Source organism: Streptomyces sp. MUSC 14 (assembly GCF_001866675.1).
Taxonomy (GTDB): domain Bacteria; phylum Actinomycetota; class Actinomycetes; order Streptomycetales; family Streptomycetaceae; genus Streptomyces.
Genome location: NZ_MLYN01000090.1, coordinates 37983 through 53809 on the forward strand (window position 1 = coordinate 37983; position 15827 = coordinate 53809).

A 15827-nucleotide genomic window follows, 5' to 3' on the forward strand; every position below is an offset into this window, starting at 1 on the left:
ATCCGGACGTGATCCGCGTCCGCCTTGTCGGTCGGCTCTGAGTAATTCCGCGCACACGTTATGTGCGCTGGCGCCGAGTGCGTCGCCGGCATCGCCTGGACGGGCCGTGTCCGCCGGGCCACGAGCCCTGCCGCCCTCAACTCTCGCACCGTGTAGTGGCCGTTCGGGGGCTCATCGGGCAGGTGCGGGAAGAGGCGAGAACCGCCGTGGGAGCTGGTGGGGCCTCGACACTGAGTGTGCAACTGTGGGTGGTGGCCATGGAGCACGCACCCCGGGGCCGTTCGGCGGCGTCGGGGTGGTGGTTGCCACGGGCGCCCCGCACGCTGGAGCCGGATATGGACGTGCGCCGCCGAGCATCGAGCTGCGCAGAGGGTTCTGGAGGACCGTGTGACTGCTTCGTCGCCCGCCACCGAAGCACCGCCGGCCCGGTGGGACGACCTGTGTGCCCTGGTGATCAACTGCACCCTCAAGCGCTCGCCGGAGACCAGCAACACTCAGGGGCTGATCGATCGGAGCACGGCGATCCTGGACGCGCAGGGCGTGCATGTTGATGTCGTCCGGGCCGTGGACCACGACATCGCCACCGGGGTGTGGCCCGACATGGCGGAACACGGCTGGGAGACGGACGCCTGGCCGGACCTGTACCAGCAGGTCATGGAGGCCGACATCCTCGTCCCGGCCGGCCCGATCTGGCTGGGCGACAACAGCTCCGTGATGAAGCGCGTGATCGAACGCCGCTACGCCTGCTCCAGCCTGCTCAACGAGCATGGCCAGTACTCCTGTTACGGCCGCGTCGACGGCTGCCTGATCACCGGCAACGAGGACGGCGTCAAGCACTGCGCCATGAACGTCCTCTACAGCCTCCAGCACCTGGGCCACACCATCCCTCCCCAGGCGGACGCCGGCTGGATCGGCGAGGCCGGCCCCGGCCCCTCCTACCTCGACCCCGGCTCGGGAGGCCCGGAGAACGACTTCACCAACCGCAACACCACCTTCATGACCTGGAACCTGCTGCATGTGGCCCGGGTGCTGAGGATCCTGGTGGCATCCCCGGCCACGGGAACCAGTGCACCGCCCGGGACGCCGGTTGCCGACGCGACCACGAAAACCTCGAACACTGACAGGGCCATCAGCGGCAGCGCGCAGCGCGGCGGCGGAGAGACACGACGTACACCGACCGTACGCCGAGCGCGGCACCAGCTCGTGCCACTCGGTCGGAGCAACCGTTGGCAACCGGCACGTGCGATTCACCGATCCTGCTGATTGGCTGGAGGGGAATCCGCTGTCCAGGGAGGCTGGGATCCATGTCACCCGTCAGGCACCTGGAGAGACCTGCGGCGCGGGCGACTGCTCACGTCGTCCCGGCCGGGCGGCGCTCGGCCCAGGGTGGACGGGCTGCGACGCATGAGTGCACGACCGATCGGTGACCACGCGCTGCTGTCCGACTGCCGCTCGGCGGCGCTGGTGACCTCCGACGGCTCGGTGGACTGGCTGTGCGTGCCCCGGTTCGACAGCCCGGCGATCTTCGCCCGGCTCCTCGACGAGGACGCCGGCCACTGGTCCATCCGCCCTGTCACCGACCCGGTCGACATCACCCGCCGTTACGTCGAGGACACCCTCGTTCTGGAGACGGTCTTCCGCACGACCGGGGGCACCGCGGTCCTGCGGGATGCCCTTGCCCTGGGACGGCGCGAACGCGGGCACGCGCTCGGCACCGCGTCCCCCGGAATGCTGCTGCGGCAGATCACCTGCACCGAAGGACGGGTGGACATCGAGGTCGCCTACGCGCCGCGCCCGGAGTTCGGACTCGTCCACCCACTTCTCTCAGCCGTGGCAGGTGGGCTTGCGGCGTACGGGGGCGCCCATGTTCTGCTGCTGTCGAGCCCCGTCGACCTGCAGGTGAGCGGCTCCACGGCTCACGGCAGAATCCCGCTCTCGGCGGGGCAACGCCTCGGATTCGCCCTGCACGTCGGGACGGCGTGGGAAAGGGAGCCGGCGGCCTGGCGGACGGGACGGATCCGGCGTCGCATGTCCGACACCGTCGAAGGCTGGCGCTCCTGGTCGAAGCTCCACCGTGGCTACGTCGGCCCCTGGCAGGGCGAAGTGAGCCACAGCGGACGCGTGCTACGGGCCCTGACCTTCGCTCCCACCGGGGCCATCGTCGCCGCGGCCACCACCTCTCTGCCCGAGAAGACGGGCGGAACGCGCAACTGGGACTACCGCTACACATGGGTCCGTGACGCCAGCTTTACCATTCAGGCACTGGCCACTGCCGCGTGCGAGAAGGAGAAGAACCGCTTCTTCGACTTCCTCGCCCGGGCCGCGGCAACCCAACTCGACCGCGGCGCCGACCTGCAGATCATGTACGGCATTGGCGGAGAACGTGATCTGAGCGAGCGGCCCCTGCCTCACCTGACCGGCTGGCGCAACAGCAGCCCCGTTCGGATCGGCAACGACGCCTGGCACCAACGCCAGCTCGACGTCTACGGCGAACTCCTCGACGCCGCCGCCCAGACCCTTCCGCCCGATGAGCCTCTCGACCCAGCCACCCGCACCTTCCTGCTCCAGGCAGCCGAGACAGCCGCCCAGCGGTGGACCCAACCGGATCAAGGAATCTGGGAAAGACGCGGACCCAGCAGACACTTCCTCCACTCGAAACTGATGTGCTGGGTCGCCCTGGACCGCGCCATCAGCATGGCCCCTGCCCTCCAGGCCGACGAACACCTGCCCCACTGGCGGCACGAGCGCGGCCAGATCCGCCAAGCCATCGAACAACACGGTTGGAACGCCGGCCTGGGCGCCTTCACCCAGGCATTCGACACCACCGACCTCGACGCCTCCGCCCTGATGCTGCCCATCGTCGGCTTCCTGCCACCACACGACCCCCGCATCCAGTCCACCGTTCTGGCCATCGCCACCCAGCTGACCGACCACAACGGCCTGGTCCGCCGCTACCTCACCGACGAACTACAGGAAGAAGAAGGCACCTTCCTGCTGTGCACCTTCTGGCTTGCCCAAGCCCTTGCCCTCACCGGCCACACCGCCCGTGCACGACACGCCTTCCAAACCGCCCTCGCACACGCCAACGACCTCGGCCTGCTGGCCGAGGAGACCGACTCCACCACAGCAGAGGCCCTCGGCAACTTCCCCCAAGCCTTCAGCCACATCGGGCTCATCAACGCCGCTCGCGCCGTCCGCGATGCCGAGCGACAAGAGTGACTGCAATTGGTCCCGCACCCTCCTCGCCTCCGTCTCCACCAACGCAGCCTTTCCCGCCCGCACACCGCCCGAGGACCACGACGAGCGCTCCGCCCGCAGGTCCAAGGGCGTGCAAGCGTGGATCGAGGGGGCGAGGCTCGTCATAATCCCCGTAGCGGTGATCATCGTATTGGCCGCGCTGGCGTTGCTTGCAATGGCCTGATCGACGCCTGCGGAGGGACGGAGTCCTCGTAATTCGGGAAGAGAGTTGAGGGTGGCCGCCGCCGTGGTCGGTGACGGCGGCGGCCCTCGATGTGAGGGACTGGTGCCTCCCCCACCCACGAGTGCCACGCCGGCTCGCTCAGCCGACGGCGCAATCTCGTGATTGTCCTGGGGCCGAGACCTTGACGAATTCGATTCCACATAATGTCCGACCGGTCCCTGCCCCCAGCACGATCACGTCGTAGGTGCCGTTCGGTTCGTCGTGCTGTGGGGTGCTCATCCGTCCTCATCTCCTGCGGGAAATCGGTCCGCTGCGGCGGGGCGTCCGGGTGGGTCGTTGTGGTGCGTGGTCGCCCCGCCCGCAGGAGTGCGGCTGGTACGGGCGGGTTCAGACGGCGGCCCGGCCGCCGTCGACCGGAAGAACGACGCCCTGGACGAAGGAGGCTTCGTCGCTGGCGAGGTAAGCGACGGCGTGGGCGACCTCGGACGGGTCGGCGGGGCGTCCGGCCGGGGCCTGGGAGGCGAGCTGGTCCAGGCCCTCGCCCATGGGCGCGGTGCCTTCGGTGCGGACCGGGCCGGGGGCGACAGCGTTCACGCGCACGCCCTGCGGGCCGAACTCGGCCGCCCACGACTTCGTCAGCAGGCTCACCGCCGCTTTGGTCGAGCCGTAGAGCGCCATGCCGGGCATGCCGAAGCCCGCGACCATGGTGGACACGCTCACCACCGCGCCGCCGCCGCGCTCGGCCATGGCCGGGGCCAGGGCTGCGGTCAGGAAGTAGGGGGCCTTGACGTTGACGGCGTACATGGCGTCGAAGTCGGCCTCGGTGGTGGCCGCGGTGGGCCCGAACCCGCTCAGGCCGGCGTTGTTGACCAGGATGTCCACGTGGCCGGCGGCCTCGGTGGCGCGGCGGGCCAGCTCCCGGGCGGAGTCGGCGTCGCGCAGGTCGGCGGCCAGGAAGTCGGCCTTGCCGCCCTCCCCGCGGATCGCGGCCACGGTCTGCGCGCCGCGTTCCTCGTTGCGTCCGGAGACCAGCACGTGGGCGCCGCGGGCGGCGAGGGTCTGGGCGATGGCCCGGCCGATGCCGCTGGTCGAGCCGGTCACCAGGGCGACCTTGCCGGAGAACTCCATGACGAACCTCCACGAGATGTACCTGCGGGACTCCGGTCGGAACCCCGGATTGGCCTGTGCGATCCACTATTCGCCCGAAAAAATGGAATGTCCAATCCAAAAACTTGGGTAGACTGCAGCCATGACGACGCGCACCGCCACCAAGCCCAGGAAGCTGACCCCCAAGGGCGAGCAGACCCGCCTGCGGATCGTCGCCGCCGCGGCGCAGCTGATGCTCGACCGCGGTGTCGCCGGGACCACGATGGAGGACGTCAAAGCCGCCTCCGGTGCCAGCAGCTCGCAGCTCTACCACTACTTCGCCGACAAGCAGGCCCTGATCATGGACGTGATCGCCTACCAGGACGCGCGCGTCGTCGGCGACCAGGAGCCGATGCTCGCCGGCCTGGACACCGTCGACGGGCTGCGCGCCTGGTGCGACTTCATCGTCCAGCACCAACTCGACCTCGAATGCCGCGGCGGCTGCCCGATCGGCTCGCTCGGCAGCGAACTCGCCGAGGTCGACCCCGCCGCCCGCGCCGCCGTCTCGGGCTCCTTCCTGCGCTGGGAGTCCGGCATCCTCGACGGCCTGCGCGCCATGCACGAACGCGGCGAGCTGACCGCCGACCCCGACGACCTGGCGCTCACCGTCCTGGCCGCCCTCCAGGGCGGCCTGCTCCTCACCCAGATCCACCGCGACGTCCGCCCCCTGCGGGTCACCCTCGACGCCATGATCGACCACGTCCAGGCCCACACCAGGGCGGCCGCGCCCTCGTCCGACCGGCCGTGAGCTGCGACTGACCGGGCATCGGCGCCCTGGTCGGTGGCAACCGTGAAGGCTCAGAAGGCGACGATGCCCTCGCTGCCCGGACCGTCCGGGATCGTGGCGGCGCCGATCTGGGTCAGGGTTCCGTCGTGGTCGACGGCGAACTCGTCCACGATGCCGTTGACTCCGGTGAGGACGTAGAGGAAGCGCCCGCCCTCGGAGGCGGCGGCGTCGATCGCGCCCGGGTCGGTGCTCGCGTAGCCCAGGGCCGTGAGCTGTGGTCCGTCGTCGGTCGCACGAAATCCGCTGACCGAGTTGCTGCCCGCGTTCGAGGTGTAGAGCAGGTCGCCGACGGCGACGACCCAGCAGGTGGCCTGCTGGCCGGTGGCCGCGAAGGCAACCTGCGAGGCGGATCCGTCGCGGCGGATGTCGACGGTGGTCAGCGCGTTGGTGCCGGCCTCGGTGAGGAAGATGCCATGCCCCCCGCTGGGGACGAAGCCGAAGGGGACCGTGCCGGGAAGGCTGGTGGCCTCGGGGGTGTCGGACGGGGCGCCGGAGGGGTCGATGCCGAAGACGTCGAGGCTGTTGCCGCCTGCCTTGGTGGAGACGATCAGGTGGGAGCCGTCGCCGGTGAAGCCGACCTGTCCGGGGGTGTGGGTGAACTGCGGGGTGGCGGTCGGGTCCAGGCCCAGGCAGCGGTGCCAGTCGTCGTGCTTGCGCAGGTGGTCGCCCTCGACCGTGTACCCCTGGATGCATCCGCCGTCCAGCGCGTTGAGGACGTAGACCACGTCGTCGTGGACGGTGACGCTGACGGGGAAGTCACCGCCGGAGCTGATGACCTGGCGCAGCTTCAGCTGGTCGTCGCGGACGGAGAAGACCGAGATGGTGTCGGACCCGGCGTTGACGGCGTCGAGCAGGCCGTGGTCGGTGTCGTAGGTCAGTGACCCCTGGGAGGCCAGGTGGTCCGCGACCGAGCCGGCCAGCTGGCCTCCGTTGCCTCCGGTCGCGAAGCTCCCGGTCTGCATGAGCTGCCCGGAATCGTCGCGGTGGTAGGCGACGGTGTGGTTGCCCGACGTACTGTTGTCCTGGACGAAGACGGCATGGAATCCCGCGACCCGGGTCGCCGCGGTGGCCGCCGGTGCGGCCAGGGAGGCGGCGACGAGCGCCGTCGTGGTGGCCAGGACGGTGACGAGGGGTGAGCCGAGACGCCGAGCACGGCCATGCATGGTGATGCCTCCAAGGGAGTGACGACCACTGGAGGAAAGCCAGGCAACGGCAAGGCTCGCCGGGCGGCCTGCACGAACGCGGCGAAGGCCGAGGCGCGTTCGCTGCTCACCGCTGCGAGGTCCCGCATCTGACGATATGCAGCCACCCCCCAACTCGTCGCAGATCAGTCGAATGCGGCGCGCCCCATTCGCGCAGGGCGGGATACGCGTCCCTTACATCTGGAGTAGGCCGTCGGGACTGAAGTCTTTGCCGACGCTCCCGACGCCAGAAGTCGCGAGGCGGCTCCCACGGTCAACTCCCGGTTTGAACAGCGCACTTCGATGACTCGGTTCAGACGTTTGCGACTGTACTTCAGAGCCGATCGTTTACAGAGAGGGCCGTGAATCCAGCCGGCAGGGTCAATGCTGCCGTGCTCGTGGTATTCGCTATACCTTGAATCGTCCTCCGGAATTCGCATGCCCCGCGCCGGGAATCCGGGCCAGGAACTCAGTGCCGTCCCGTTGGGAGGGCCGCCGTGGCGCTGCCCGGCCGCGCTCCACGGGGACGCGGGTCCCGCCCGTGGCCGAGGACCTGCGCACAGCCGGATCCCCTCTGTCGTGGGCTGGGCTGTCCGGCATCCGGGGCAACATGAGCTTCAGGCCGAGGCCGCAAGCACGGGGCCCGGCACCATGGTGCTGTGCGTCGGTGACGACCAAGTGGATGCGTGGATGGCGACTTTGAGGGCGCTGGAGTGCTTGGTGGCTTTGGTCAACGAGGGCTCGGTGACCAAAGCGGGGGCAGCGTTGCACATGTCGCAGCCGGCCCTGTCCCACCAGATCGCCGCGCTGGAGCGGGAGCCGGGAGACGCCGGTGGTCGAGCGGATGACCCGGAGGATCCGGGTCACGGCCGCGGGGCGGGCGGCCGCTGCGGAGGCGGTGGTGGCGCTCGACTCCGCGGCGCGGGCGGTCCAGGTCGGACGCCGGGTCGGGGAAGGGCTCGGAGGACGACTGCGCATCGCGTGCGCCGAGACGATGACGGCTTGGCTACTGGTCCCGGCGCTGCGCCAGTGGCGCGCACGGTGACCCGAGGTGTCGCTCGATCTCAAGGAGTTCAGCAGCGCCGACCACATGGTTGCGCACCTGATGGCCGACGGCACCGACCTGGTGGTCGGACCCGAGCCGACCTCGACAACCGCTCATGTCGAGGTCCTGGGCCAGGAGGAGGTGGTCATCGTTAGCTCGCCGAACCACGCCTTCGCCGATCGGGACGCGGTCAAGGTGCCCGACCTCGCGGGTGAACCCTTCGTACACTACGACACGAACAACGGCATGGGCCTCTGGGCCGACGACTTCGTCGCCGGCTTCGGCACCCGCCTTGACGTGGTGCTGAGGACCCGCAGCCCACGGACCGCCGCTCAACTCCCGGGGCGGGAATGGGCGTGACCATCGTTCCCGTCTCCGCGCCGGCCGGGCGCTTCTCAGCCGCGGTGCGCCGGATGGAACCCAGGGTGCACCGCGACATCTTGGCCATCACCTTGACCCCGTCCGACGCGCTCGTGCACCGATTCGTCGCCGACCTCGAGCGCCGGGGCCTGCCCCGGGTGAACACCGCCCGGCAGATGTGACCGATGGCGCAGCCCGTCCAACCGGCCCTGCCAGCCCCTTCACCCGCGCCGACCGCTATACGGCTTCCCCCTCGCGTGACCGCTCGTAGTGGCGGCGCACCTTCATCCGGTTGCCGCACACGGCCATCGAGCACCAGCGGGCCTTGTTGGGCTTGCTGCGGTCCAGGAGGAACAGCCGGCACTCCGGGTTGGCGCACGGCCGCAGCCTCCCCGGCATCGTCTCCTGCACGCAACTCCAGGTGACCAGCGCGCGCACGGCCAGCTCACGCCCCCGGGGCACGTCCATCTCCCAGGCGATCCCCTCCGGGGAGACCTTCGGGCGGGATGCGACGCCCTCCAGCAGCGGCGACAGGGCGGTCGCGGGTGCAGTGCCCCGTACCACGGCCTGAAGCGCGTCCCGAGCCTCCAGCAAGTGCCGCCTTTCCGACGCCGCACCGGTGCCGCCGTGGGCACACTGCCACTCCTTGGCCGCGTGAGGTTCGGCCAGCAGGTCCGTCGGGCGGCCGCTGCTGTCCAGCGGCGTCGTGTTCAGCAGCTCCAGCAGGTCGTCCTGCCGCTCGCGGTCGCTCATCGCCCCTCCTCACCACGGTGACCCACCAGCCAGGTTGCATTTCACGTCGAGACTAACCACGAAAGCCAAAATTGATGGTTAGCACATGGCGATGTGGCTACGCAAGCCGCCAGGTCAGGGGCTTGTCCGAGCTGGGGCTTCGCGCCGCCAAGCACCCCCACTCCTCGACCCGCCACCTTCAGGTCAGACTAACCATTAAAGTGCACTTGACAGGTTAGGTCGGTGGTGCTTGGCTCGGCCTTGTCCACGAACGGTGCGAAGCAAAGAGGCGAGTCACATGGGCAACGCTGTTACCTACCGATCGGTCGAGGTCGACGGGCTGAAGGTCTTCTACCGGGAGGCCGGGCCCGTCGACGCCCCCGCGGTGCTGCTGCTGCACGGGTTCCCGAGCGCCGGCCACATGTTCCGCGACCTGATCCCGCTGCTGGCGGACCGCTACCGGGTCATCGCCCCGGACCTGACCGGCTTCGGCCAGTCCGACATGCCCAGCCGCGACGAGTTCGACTACACCTTCGACAACATCGCCCGGGTGATCGACCGCTTCACCGAAGCCGTAGAGCTGCGCCGGTTCGCCGTCTACGTCTTCGACTACGGCGCCCCGACCGGGTTCCGGCTCGCAGCGGCCCACCCCGAGCGGATCGCCGCGATCATCTCCCAGAACGGAAACGCCTACGAGGAAGGACTCAGTGACGGCTGGGCGCCGATCCGGGCCTACTGGGAGGACCGCTCCGACGCCAACCGCGAGGCCCTGCGGACCTTCCTGTCCCCGCAGACCACCGTCTGGCAGTACACCCACGGCACGGCCGACGAAGCGTCGGTGTCCCCCGACGGCTACACCCTGGACAACTACTACCTGGCCCGGCCCGGCGCGGACGAAATCCAGCTCGACCTGTTCGGCGACTACAAGTCGAACGTCGAGCTGTACCCGGACTTCCAGGCGTACTTCCGTACCCACACGCCCCCACTGCTGGCGGTCTGGGGCCGCAACGACCCCTTCTTCCTCCCCGAAGGTGCCGAGGCGTTCACGCGCGACAACCCCAACGCCGAGGTCCGACTCCTCGACGCCGGCCACTTCGCGCTGGAGACCCACGCCGCTGAGATCGCCGAGGCGATCCGCACCTTCCTCGCGAAGGTCGAGGCCTAGCACCGCACCGCCACAGGACCCCTGAAGGGTGCGTCTCGCACGATCTCCCGGGTCCGGCAGCTCTCCACAGTCCAGTCACCGCGCGGGAACGCGTGCACCACCAGCTCTCGTAACCAAGGAGTCTCAGCATGTCAGCGGACATCACGGTCGTACTCGCCCACGGCGCATGGGTGGACGGTTCCAGCTGGAGCAAGGTCATCGCCCGGCTCCACGCTCAGGGCATCCGCGCCGTCGCTGCGCCGCTGCCCCTGACGTCCCTTCAGGATGATGTGGCGGCCCTGGAGGACACCCTTCAGCACGTGGGCGGGCCGGTCGTCCTCGCCGGACACGCCTATGCCGGCGGGGTGATCGGATCGACCACGGCGGACAGTGTCCGTGCGCTGGTCTACGTCGCGGCGCTCGCGCCGGACGAGGGCGAGACCGTCGGCGAGGTCTTCATGCGCGGCACCCCGCACCCCGACGCGCCGGCCGTGACGCCGAACGAGCACGGCCTCGTCTGGCTGCCCGACGAGGCATTCCCCAACGCGTTCGCGCACCTGGCCACCGCCGAGGAGCAGGCCCTGCTGCGCGCGGTCCAGCGGCCGATCGCGGCAGCCGCGATCAGCACCCCGGTGGGTCGTCCGCTGTGGAAGGTCCTCCCGAGCTGGTACCTGCTCGCCCAACAGGACCGCATGATCCCCGCCGAGAACCAGCGCTTCATGGCTGAGCGCATGGGCTCCACGGTGCGGGTCCACGACGTGGACCACACGCCGCTCGTGACCGCTCCGGACATCGTCACCGACCTCCTCACCGAGGTCGTGGAACAGACGAGGAAGACCCTCTAGTGTCCTGCGCCAGTAGTGGTTCGTTAGATGTTGTGTGACTTCTGCTGCTGGTGCGTCAGTCCCTCGTCGGGGTCCGAAGCTGGAGCCGTTGCTTTTGGCCGAGGACGAGCGTGTGGTGCTGGTGCGGTGGACACGCCGGGCGAAGACGGCCCAGGCGCTCGCTCTGCGGGCGCGGATCGTCTTGGCGTGCGCCGGCCCGCATGTGCCGCCGATCGTGGAGGTGGCCCGGAACTTAGGGGTGGCCGCGGACACGGTCCGCAAGTGGCGACGCCGGTTCCTGGCGGAGCGGCTGGACGGGCTGGTGGACGAGCCCCGGCCCGGCCGTCCTCCCACCATCGGCATCGACGAGGTGGAAGCTGTCGTGATCGCCACGCTGGAGGAGATTCCGAGGAACGCGACCCACTGGTCGCGTTCCTCCATGGCTGAGCGCAGTGGGCTGTCGAAGTCGACGGTCGGCCGGATCTGGCGGAAGTTCCATCTCAAGCCCCACCTGGCGGACACATGCAAACTGTCGACGGATCCGCTGTTCGTGGAGAAGGTCCATGATGTCGTCGGCCTTTACTTCAACCCGCCCGAGGGCGCGGTGGTCCTCTGTGTGGACGAGAAGTCCCAGATCCAGGCCCTGGGCCGGTCCCAGCCCGTGCTGCCGATGATGCCGGGCATGCCCGAGCGCCGCACTCACGACTATGTGCGCAACGGGCTGACCACCTTGTTCGCCGCGTTCGACATCGCGACCGGCGAAGTCATCACCGCCCTGCACCGCCGTCACCGGGCCGTTGAGTTCAAGAAGTTCCTGATCCGGATCGACAAGCAGGTCCCCGCCCCTCTGGCTGTCCATCTCATCGTCGACAACTACGGCACTCACAAGACTCCCGCAGTCAGAGCGTGGCTGGCCAAACACCCCAGGTTCCACCTGCACTTCACCCCGACCTACTCGTCCTGGATCAACCAGGTGGAGCGGTGGTTCCGCTTCCTCACCGATCAGAAGATCCGCCGCGGCACACACCACAACGTGCAAACCCTCGAAGCCGACATCCGCACCTGGGTCAAGGAATGGAACAGCAACCCCACACCCTTCATCTGGACCAAGACGGCCGAGGAAATCCTCGACTCCCTCGCCCGCTTCTGCCAGCGAATCTCTGGCGCAGGACACTAGTAGGACTCCGTTAGGTCTGTCTTGATCTCGAGGTCCCGAGGGTTCTGCTGGGCAGTGGTTGTTGGCAAGTGGTGCAGATACCGGTCCAGCACCTCAGGACGTCTTGGAGGGTGTCGAGCACTTGGTAGAGGCTGAGACCGGTGCGGGGACTTTTGGGACCAGGCGCTGTTCGGTGAGGAACGCGTGGGCGGCGGTCACGAGCGTGACATGGTGGTGCCAGCCGGGCCAGGAACGGCCTTCGAAGTGATCCAGGCCGAGACCGTGCTTGAGCTCGCGGTAATCGTGCTCGATGCGCCAGCGGACCTTGGCCAGCTGCACCAGGTCGACGATCGGGGTGTCGGCCGGCAGGTTGGACAGCCAGTACTCGGTGGGGGCCTCGGCGTCTTCACGGCGCCCACCTATCGTGCATCGCACCCGGCGTTCACAGGCCAGAATTTCGACGAACCGATCAGGAAGCACCCCTGCGGCGCCCCGGCGCAACGTACTGCCTGGCGCACGTTCCGGGCCTGCAGCGGTACAGCGCCTCACATGTGTCCGGGCCTGCCAGTTAGTCGGCTCGGCCCGTCGCTGCCACGGTTACGCCAAGCCCGATCATCGCGAAGCCGCCCGCCCCGCCGACCATCGACAGGCGGCGATCCGAGCGGGCGAACCAGGAACGGGCCGCCGACGCGCCCAGTCCCCACAAGGTGTCCGTGACCATGCCGATGGCGACCGGGACCAGCCCCAACACCATCATTTGGAGCGGGATACGGCCCGCCTCGTGGTTCACGAACTGCGGCAGCACCGCAGCGAAGAAGATGAGGCCTTTCGGGTTGGTGAAGCCCACGAAAATACCGTCCAGGACCGTGCGCAGATCACCGCGCCGCTTACCCGCCGGGGCCTCCATGTCCGCCGCACGCATCTCCTTGCGATGCCGGAATGCCTGCACTCCGAGATAAACGAGATACGCCGCGCCGGCCAGCTTCACACCCGTGAAAACCGCCGCGGAAGTTTCCACAAGCGTGCCGAGACCCCACGCCACAGCGGTCACCAGGAGGTACGAACCGATCAGGTTGCCCAGAACGGTCGCGAGCGCCGTGCGGCGGCCGTGCGCGAGGGCTCTGCCGATCACAAACAGTACGCTCGGCCCTGGAATCACGATCACCAGTAGTGCCATCGCCGCGAACGCGAGAATGCTCTCCGTGGACACCATGCGTCTGCCACCTCCTGAACCGTCTTCCAAGGTCATACAAACAGATCACGAGCCATCTGCTCTAGGCTCATCCACCAGCCGAGACACCGCCCCGACCTGGGCCACCACGCCCCCTTCGAAGGAGCGGTCGGGAGCGCACTCATCGACCACCCCCTCACGGCGGTGCTGACGGCCGCAACCGTCTCCTCCCCGACCGCGGCGAGGGTGGCGATGTAGTCGCTGCATGCGAGCCGCTGTGCCTCGACCGCCGATCCGTCCCTGCTCCGACCGGCCCAGGACAACCGCCGTGGATCGTTGCCTGGCTGACGTCCACCGTCACGGCGTAGCCGCCAGGAGTCCTCTGGGACGAGGCCCGGAGGACTTCGTGGTCAGCGCCGGTAGTACGGCAGCGACGAGCCGGACGCTGCCGCGAGTACGACTTCCGTGCCGAGGCTGTTGCCGCTGTCCTGATACATGGACAGTTGGCCGTCGGACCAGCGCACGAGGTAGTCGTTGATCCGGCTGTCGGTGCTGGTGAAGTCGCCCGCCGTGGTGAGTATGGCGTGGGTCCACAGCGTGCTAGGGGCCCGCAGTCGCACCTCTCCGTGGAATCCGTACTGGTTGATGTCCGGGTACAGGGTCAGTTCGCCGTCGGACCAACGGACCACGAGGTCTGACTCGGTGGCCCCGGTGAAGTCGGCAGACGTGAGGGATGTGGCGTGGGTCCAGGTGGAGTTTGGCGGGTTGAGCCGGACCTCGCTGTGGATGCCGGTGGAGTTGAGGTTCTTGTAGAGAGTGGTCTCGCCGTCGGACCAGCGCACGATCAGGTCGTCGGGCCAGTGGTCGTCGGTGGTGTAGCGGCCGGCGGTCATGGCAAGCTCGTGCTGCCACAGCGTCCCCGGCTTGACGAGTGTGATCTGGCTGTGCAGGCCGCGCGCGTCGACGTCGGGGAAGAGGGTGAGACTGCCGTCGCTCCAGCGCACCAGCAGGTCGTAGGTGTTGGCGCCCGTGAAGTCGCCGGCCGTGATGGAGACAGCCTTCGTCCAGGTGGTGTTGGCCGCGACGAGCCGTATTTCCTTGTCGAACCGTCCGTTGCCACCGCCCCGGTACAGCGTCAGCTCGCCGTCCGACCAGCGCACGATCAGGTCGCTCTTGTCCGGATCGGGCGAAGGCGAGGGCGTGAAGGAGCCGGAGGTGAAAAGAGCGGCATGGGTGAGTGTGGAGGCGCCGGGCAGCACATTGGGACGGGCGGGAGCGGTGCCGGCGACCGCCGCCTTGTACAGGTTCTGGACGTCAGAGCCGTAGGAGGAGCTGTAGGAGACATCGTCGGTCAGTCCGCCGGTGTCCCAGCCTCCGATGCTGCCGACCACGTCTCCGGTGCCGGTGGTCAGGTCGAAGTTCTCCAGGAACGGGCTGCCGCTGGTACCGGATGCGAAGCCGTTGCAGGCGATCCGGAGGTACGATCCGGGGGTGCCGTCGGTCGGGGTGTACTGCGTGGTGTTGTTGTCGCAGGTCAGGGGCTGTGTGGCGGTGCCAGGATAGCCAACCAGGCGAATGCTGGGGAAGGCGTAGCCGCGGCCGGTGGCCAGGTTGTTGCCGCCCACCACGTCCTGCACCTGCTTGCCGTCGCTACGCACGCCGACCTGGGCGAACGCCACGTCCCACGGGGCGCCCTGGACGTGTCCGCGGTCGTAGTAGCGGGGATCGATCCAGACCCGGCTGCGGCCTTCGGAGTCGGTGGCGACGGGGAAGATGCCGTACGGCTGGGGACTGGCCGCGGTCCACTGGGGGACGAACGCGAGCGAGCCGCTGCCTGCCCGCCCGTCCAGGCAGTGCCCGGCGGTGAGCACGATGTTGTGGTGCGGGCTGTTGATGACGCTCGCGGTGCAGAAGTAGGAGCCGCTGCTGGTCTGCATGTACAGCCGGCCGACCATCGGCAGGCCGCCGAAGTAGGAGCTGCCAGGACCTGTCCCGCCCGTGCTCGTGGAGGACGGGCCGGGCGAGGCGGTGGGGCTCGCCGAGTCCGACGCGCTGGGGGAAGTACTCGGGGAGGCGGACGAGGTGTCCGTCGGCGCGGCGGTCGGGGTGTCCGTAGCCGTGGCGGAGGGATCCGGAGTCGAGGTGTCGGTGGGTGAGTCCGTCGGGCCGACGGTGTCGGTCGGCGTTGCGTCCATCGGGACCTCGCGCAGGTCCTGGGCGTTCAGACGACCGGTCACCGACGGCTTGACGAGCCCCTGAAGCGTGGTGTGGGCGGCCTTGCCGGCGGTCCGCGGTTTGGCGTCCGGAAGCGGCTTCGCTTCTGCCATGCGCTGCGCGGTCCAGAACCGCTTGGCCGCAAGGGCTGTCCAGTGCGGCGCGGCGGCTGGGAGACGCGGGGCAGTGTCCGGTATCGCGGACGTGTACGCCGGAGGGGCGTTCGTGGCGCCTGCGGTATCGACCGAGACGACGAGAGTTCCGGCCAGCGTGGTGACCGCGCCGACGGCGGCCACGAGAAGGGCACCGCGTCGACTCGCGCGGTGCCCAGCAGTTCTACTCACTTTTGGACTGAATTCCCCCCACTTGGCGTGACTCTCCGCCACGCAGGCGATAGGACCAGCAGAGAGTACGGCACTGCCGCCCAGAGAACGAACTATCAGACGAATTCCTCTGGGTGATGAGCCGACGGCCGGCGCGACGGCCCAGACGCACAGCGGGATCGGGGATGAGGCGCCGCGCACCAAGGCTTGCTGGCGGCGGCCGAGGAGTGCTGCGATCGGCGGTGGATGCAGGCCTTGCGCTCTCCTCGGAGGCCGTGGGCGCACCACGCGCGTGAACGGACCGTTCGGCGTGCCGTTCGCAG

Annotated in this window: 13 protein-coding genes and 3 pseudogenes; 10 read left to right on the forward strand and 6 right to left on the reverse strand. The window is 68.8% G+C overall.

Going from position 1 to position 15827, the window contains the following annotated elements; genetic code table 11:
- The first annotated feature begins 387 nt into the window (after nt 1–387).
- Both BIV25_RS43095 and BIV25_RS43100 read left to right on the forward strand, forming a co-directional pair.
- A pseudogene (locus tag BIV25_RS43095) lies at nt 388–1121 on the forward strand (flavodoxin family protein).
- A 283-nt stretch (nt 1122–1404) separates the two neighbouring features.
- Nucleotides 1405–3219 (forward strand): glycoside hydrolase family 15 protein, encoded by a 1815-nt coding sequence (locus BIV25_RS43100; RefSeq protein WP_071378049.1) that lies wholly within the window; start codon nt 1405–1407, stop codon nt 3217–3219.
- A gap of 589 nt (nt 3220–3808) precedes the next feature.
- Here the strand turns inward: BIV25_RS43100 and BIV25_RS43105 are convergent.
- Complete coding sequence (locus BIV25_RS43105; protein WP_079177252.1) at nt 3809–4549, reverse strand: SDR family NAD(P)-dependent oxidoreductase; 741 nt, start codon at nt 4547–4549, stop codon at nt 3809–3811.
- 121 nt (nt 4550–4670) lie between these two features.
- Between BIV25_RS43105 and BIV25_RS43110 the strand changes: the two genes are divergently transcribed.
- Nucleotides 4671–5315, forward strand: a complete 645-nt coding sequence (locus BIV25_RS43110) for a TetR/AcrR family transcriptional regulator (protein WP_071378050.1) — start codon at nt 4671–4673, stop codon at nt 5313–5315.
- Between the two features lie 50 nt (nt 5316–5365).
- Here the strand turns inward: BIV25_RS43110 and BIV25_RS43115 are convergent, their stop codons facing one another.
- Nucleotides 5366–6517 carry a hypothetical protein gene (locus BIV25_RS43115; RefSeq protein ID WP_107486695.1) on the reverse strand — a complete coding sequence of 384 codons (1152 nt, stop codon included), beginning with the start codon at nt 6515–6517 and terminating at the stop codon, nt 5366–5368.
- A 708-nt stretch (nt 6518–7225) separates the two neighbouring features.
- Between BIV25_RS43115 and BIV25_RS53830 the strand changes: the two are divergent.
- The 4 genes and pseudogenes from BIV25_RS53830 to BIV25_RS52175 all read left to right on the forward strand — a co-directional run.
- Nucleotides 7226–7300: pseudogene (locus BIV25_RS53830) on the forward strand (hypothetical protein); the annotation flags it as partial.
- Between the two features lie 79 nt (nt 7301–7379).
- Nucleotides 7380–7580, forward strand: a complete 201-nt coding sequence (locus tag BIV25_RS53835; protein ID WP_256257171.1) for a hypothetical protein — start codon at nt 7380–7382, stop codon at nt 7578–7580.
- Between the two features lie 6 nt (nt 7581–7586).
- Entirely contained in the window at nt 7587–7940 is a 354-nt protein-coding gene (locus BIV25_RS52170; RefSeq protein WP_071378052.1) for a LysR family transcriptional regulator substrate-binding protein, read from the forward strand.
- The gene (locus tag BIV25_RS52175; RefSeq protein WP_071378053.1) at nt 7931–8122 is read left to right on the forward strand and encodes a hypothetical protein; all 192 of its coding nucleotides are present in this window, start codon (nt 7931–7933) and stop codon (nt 8120–8122) included. The genes BIV25_RS52170 and BIV25_RS52175 overlap by 10 nt, the downstream gene beginning before the upstream one ends.
- Before the next feature lie 55 nt (nt 8123–8177).
- On the opposite strand, the gene BIV25_RS43135 is transcribed toward BIV25_RS52175, so the two are convergent.
- On the reverse strand, nt 8178–8693 hold the full coding sequence (locus BIV25_RS43135; protein ID WP_071378054.1) for a CGNR zinc finger domain-containing protein: 516 nt from the start codon (nt 8691–8693) through the stop codon (nt 8178–8180).
- A 277-nt stretch (nt 8694–8970) separates the two neighbouring features.
- Here BIV25_RS43135 and BIV25_RS43140 point away from each other — a divergent pair, with 277 nt between their 5' ends.
- From BIV25_RS43140 to BIV25_RS43150, 3 genes are all read left to right on the forward strand, one after another.
- Nucleotides 8971–9837: an alpha/beta fold hydrolase gene (locus tag BIV25_RS43140; protein ID WP_071378055.1), complete on the forward strand. Its 867-nt coding sequence runs from the start codon at nt 8971–8973 to the stop codon at nt 9835–9837.
- Between the two features lie 128 nt (nt 9838–9965).
- Entirely contained in the window at nt 9966–10661 is a 696-nt protein-coding gene (locus BIV25_RS43145) for an alpha/beta fold hydrolase (protein ID WP_071378056.1), read from the forward strand.
- A 34-nt stretch (nt 10662–10695) separates the two neighbouring features.
- Nucleotides 10696–11817 (forward strand): IS630 family transposase, encoded by a 1122-nt coding sequence (locus BIV25_RS43150; RefSeq protein WP_371273140.1) that lies wholly within the window; start codon nt 10696–10698, stop codon nt 11815–11817.
- A 93-nt stretch (nt 11818–11910) separates the two neighbouring features.
- Here BIV25_RS43150 and BIV25_RS54840 read toward each other — a convergent pair.
- The 3 genes and pseudogenes from BIV25_RS54840 to BIV25_RS43170 all read right to left on the reverse strand — a co-directional run.
- Nucleotides 11911–12360, reverse strand: a pseudogene (locus BIV25_RS54840) (transposase); the annotation flags it as partial.
- A 4-nt stretch (nt 12361–12364) separates the two neighbouring features.
- Nucleotides 12365–13009 (reverse strand): LysE family translocator, encoded by a 645-nt coding sequence (locus BIV25_RS43160; RefSeq protein WP_071378058.1) that lies wholly within the window; start codon nt 13007–13009, stop codon nt 12365–12367.
- A 368-nt stretch (nt 13010–13377) separates the two neighbouring features.
- Nucleotides 13378–15294: a serine protease gene (locus tag BIV25_RS43170; protein ID WP_256257152.1), complete on the reverse strand. Its 1917-nt coding sequence runs from the start codon at nt 15292–15294 to the stop codon at nt 13378–13380.
- Nucleotides 15295–15827: the final 533 nt, after the last annotated feature.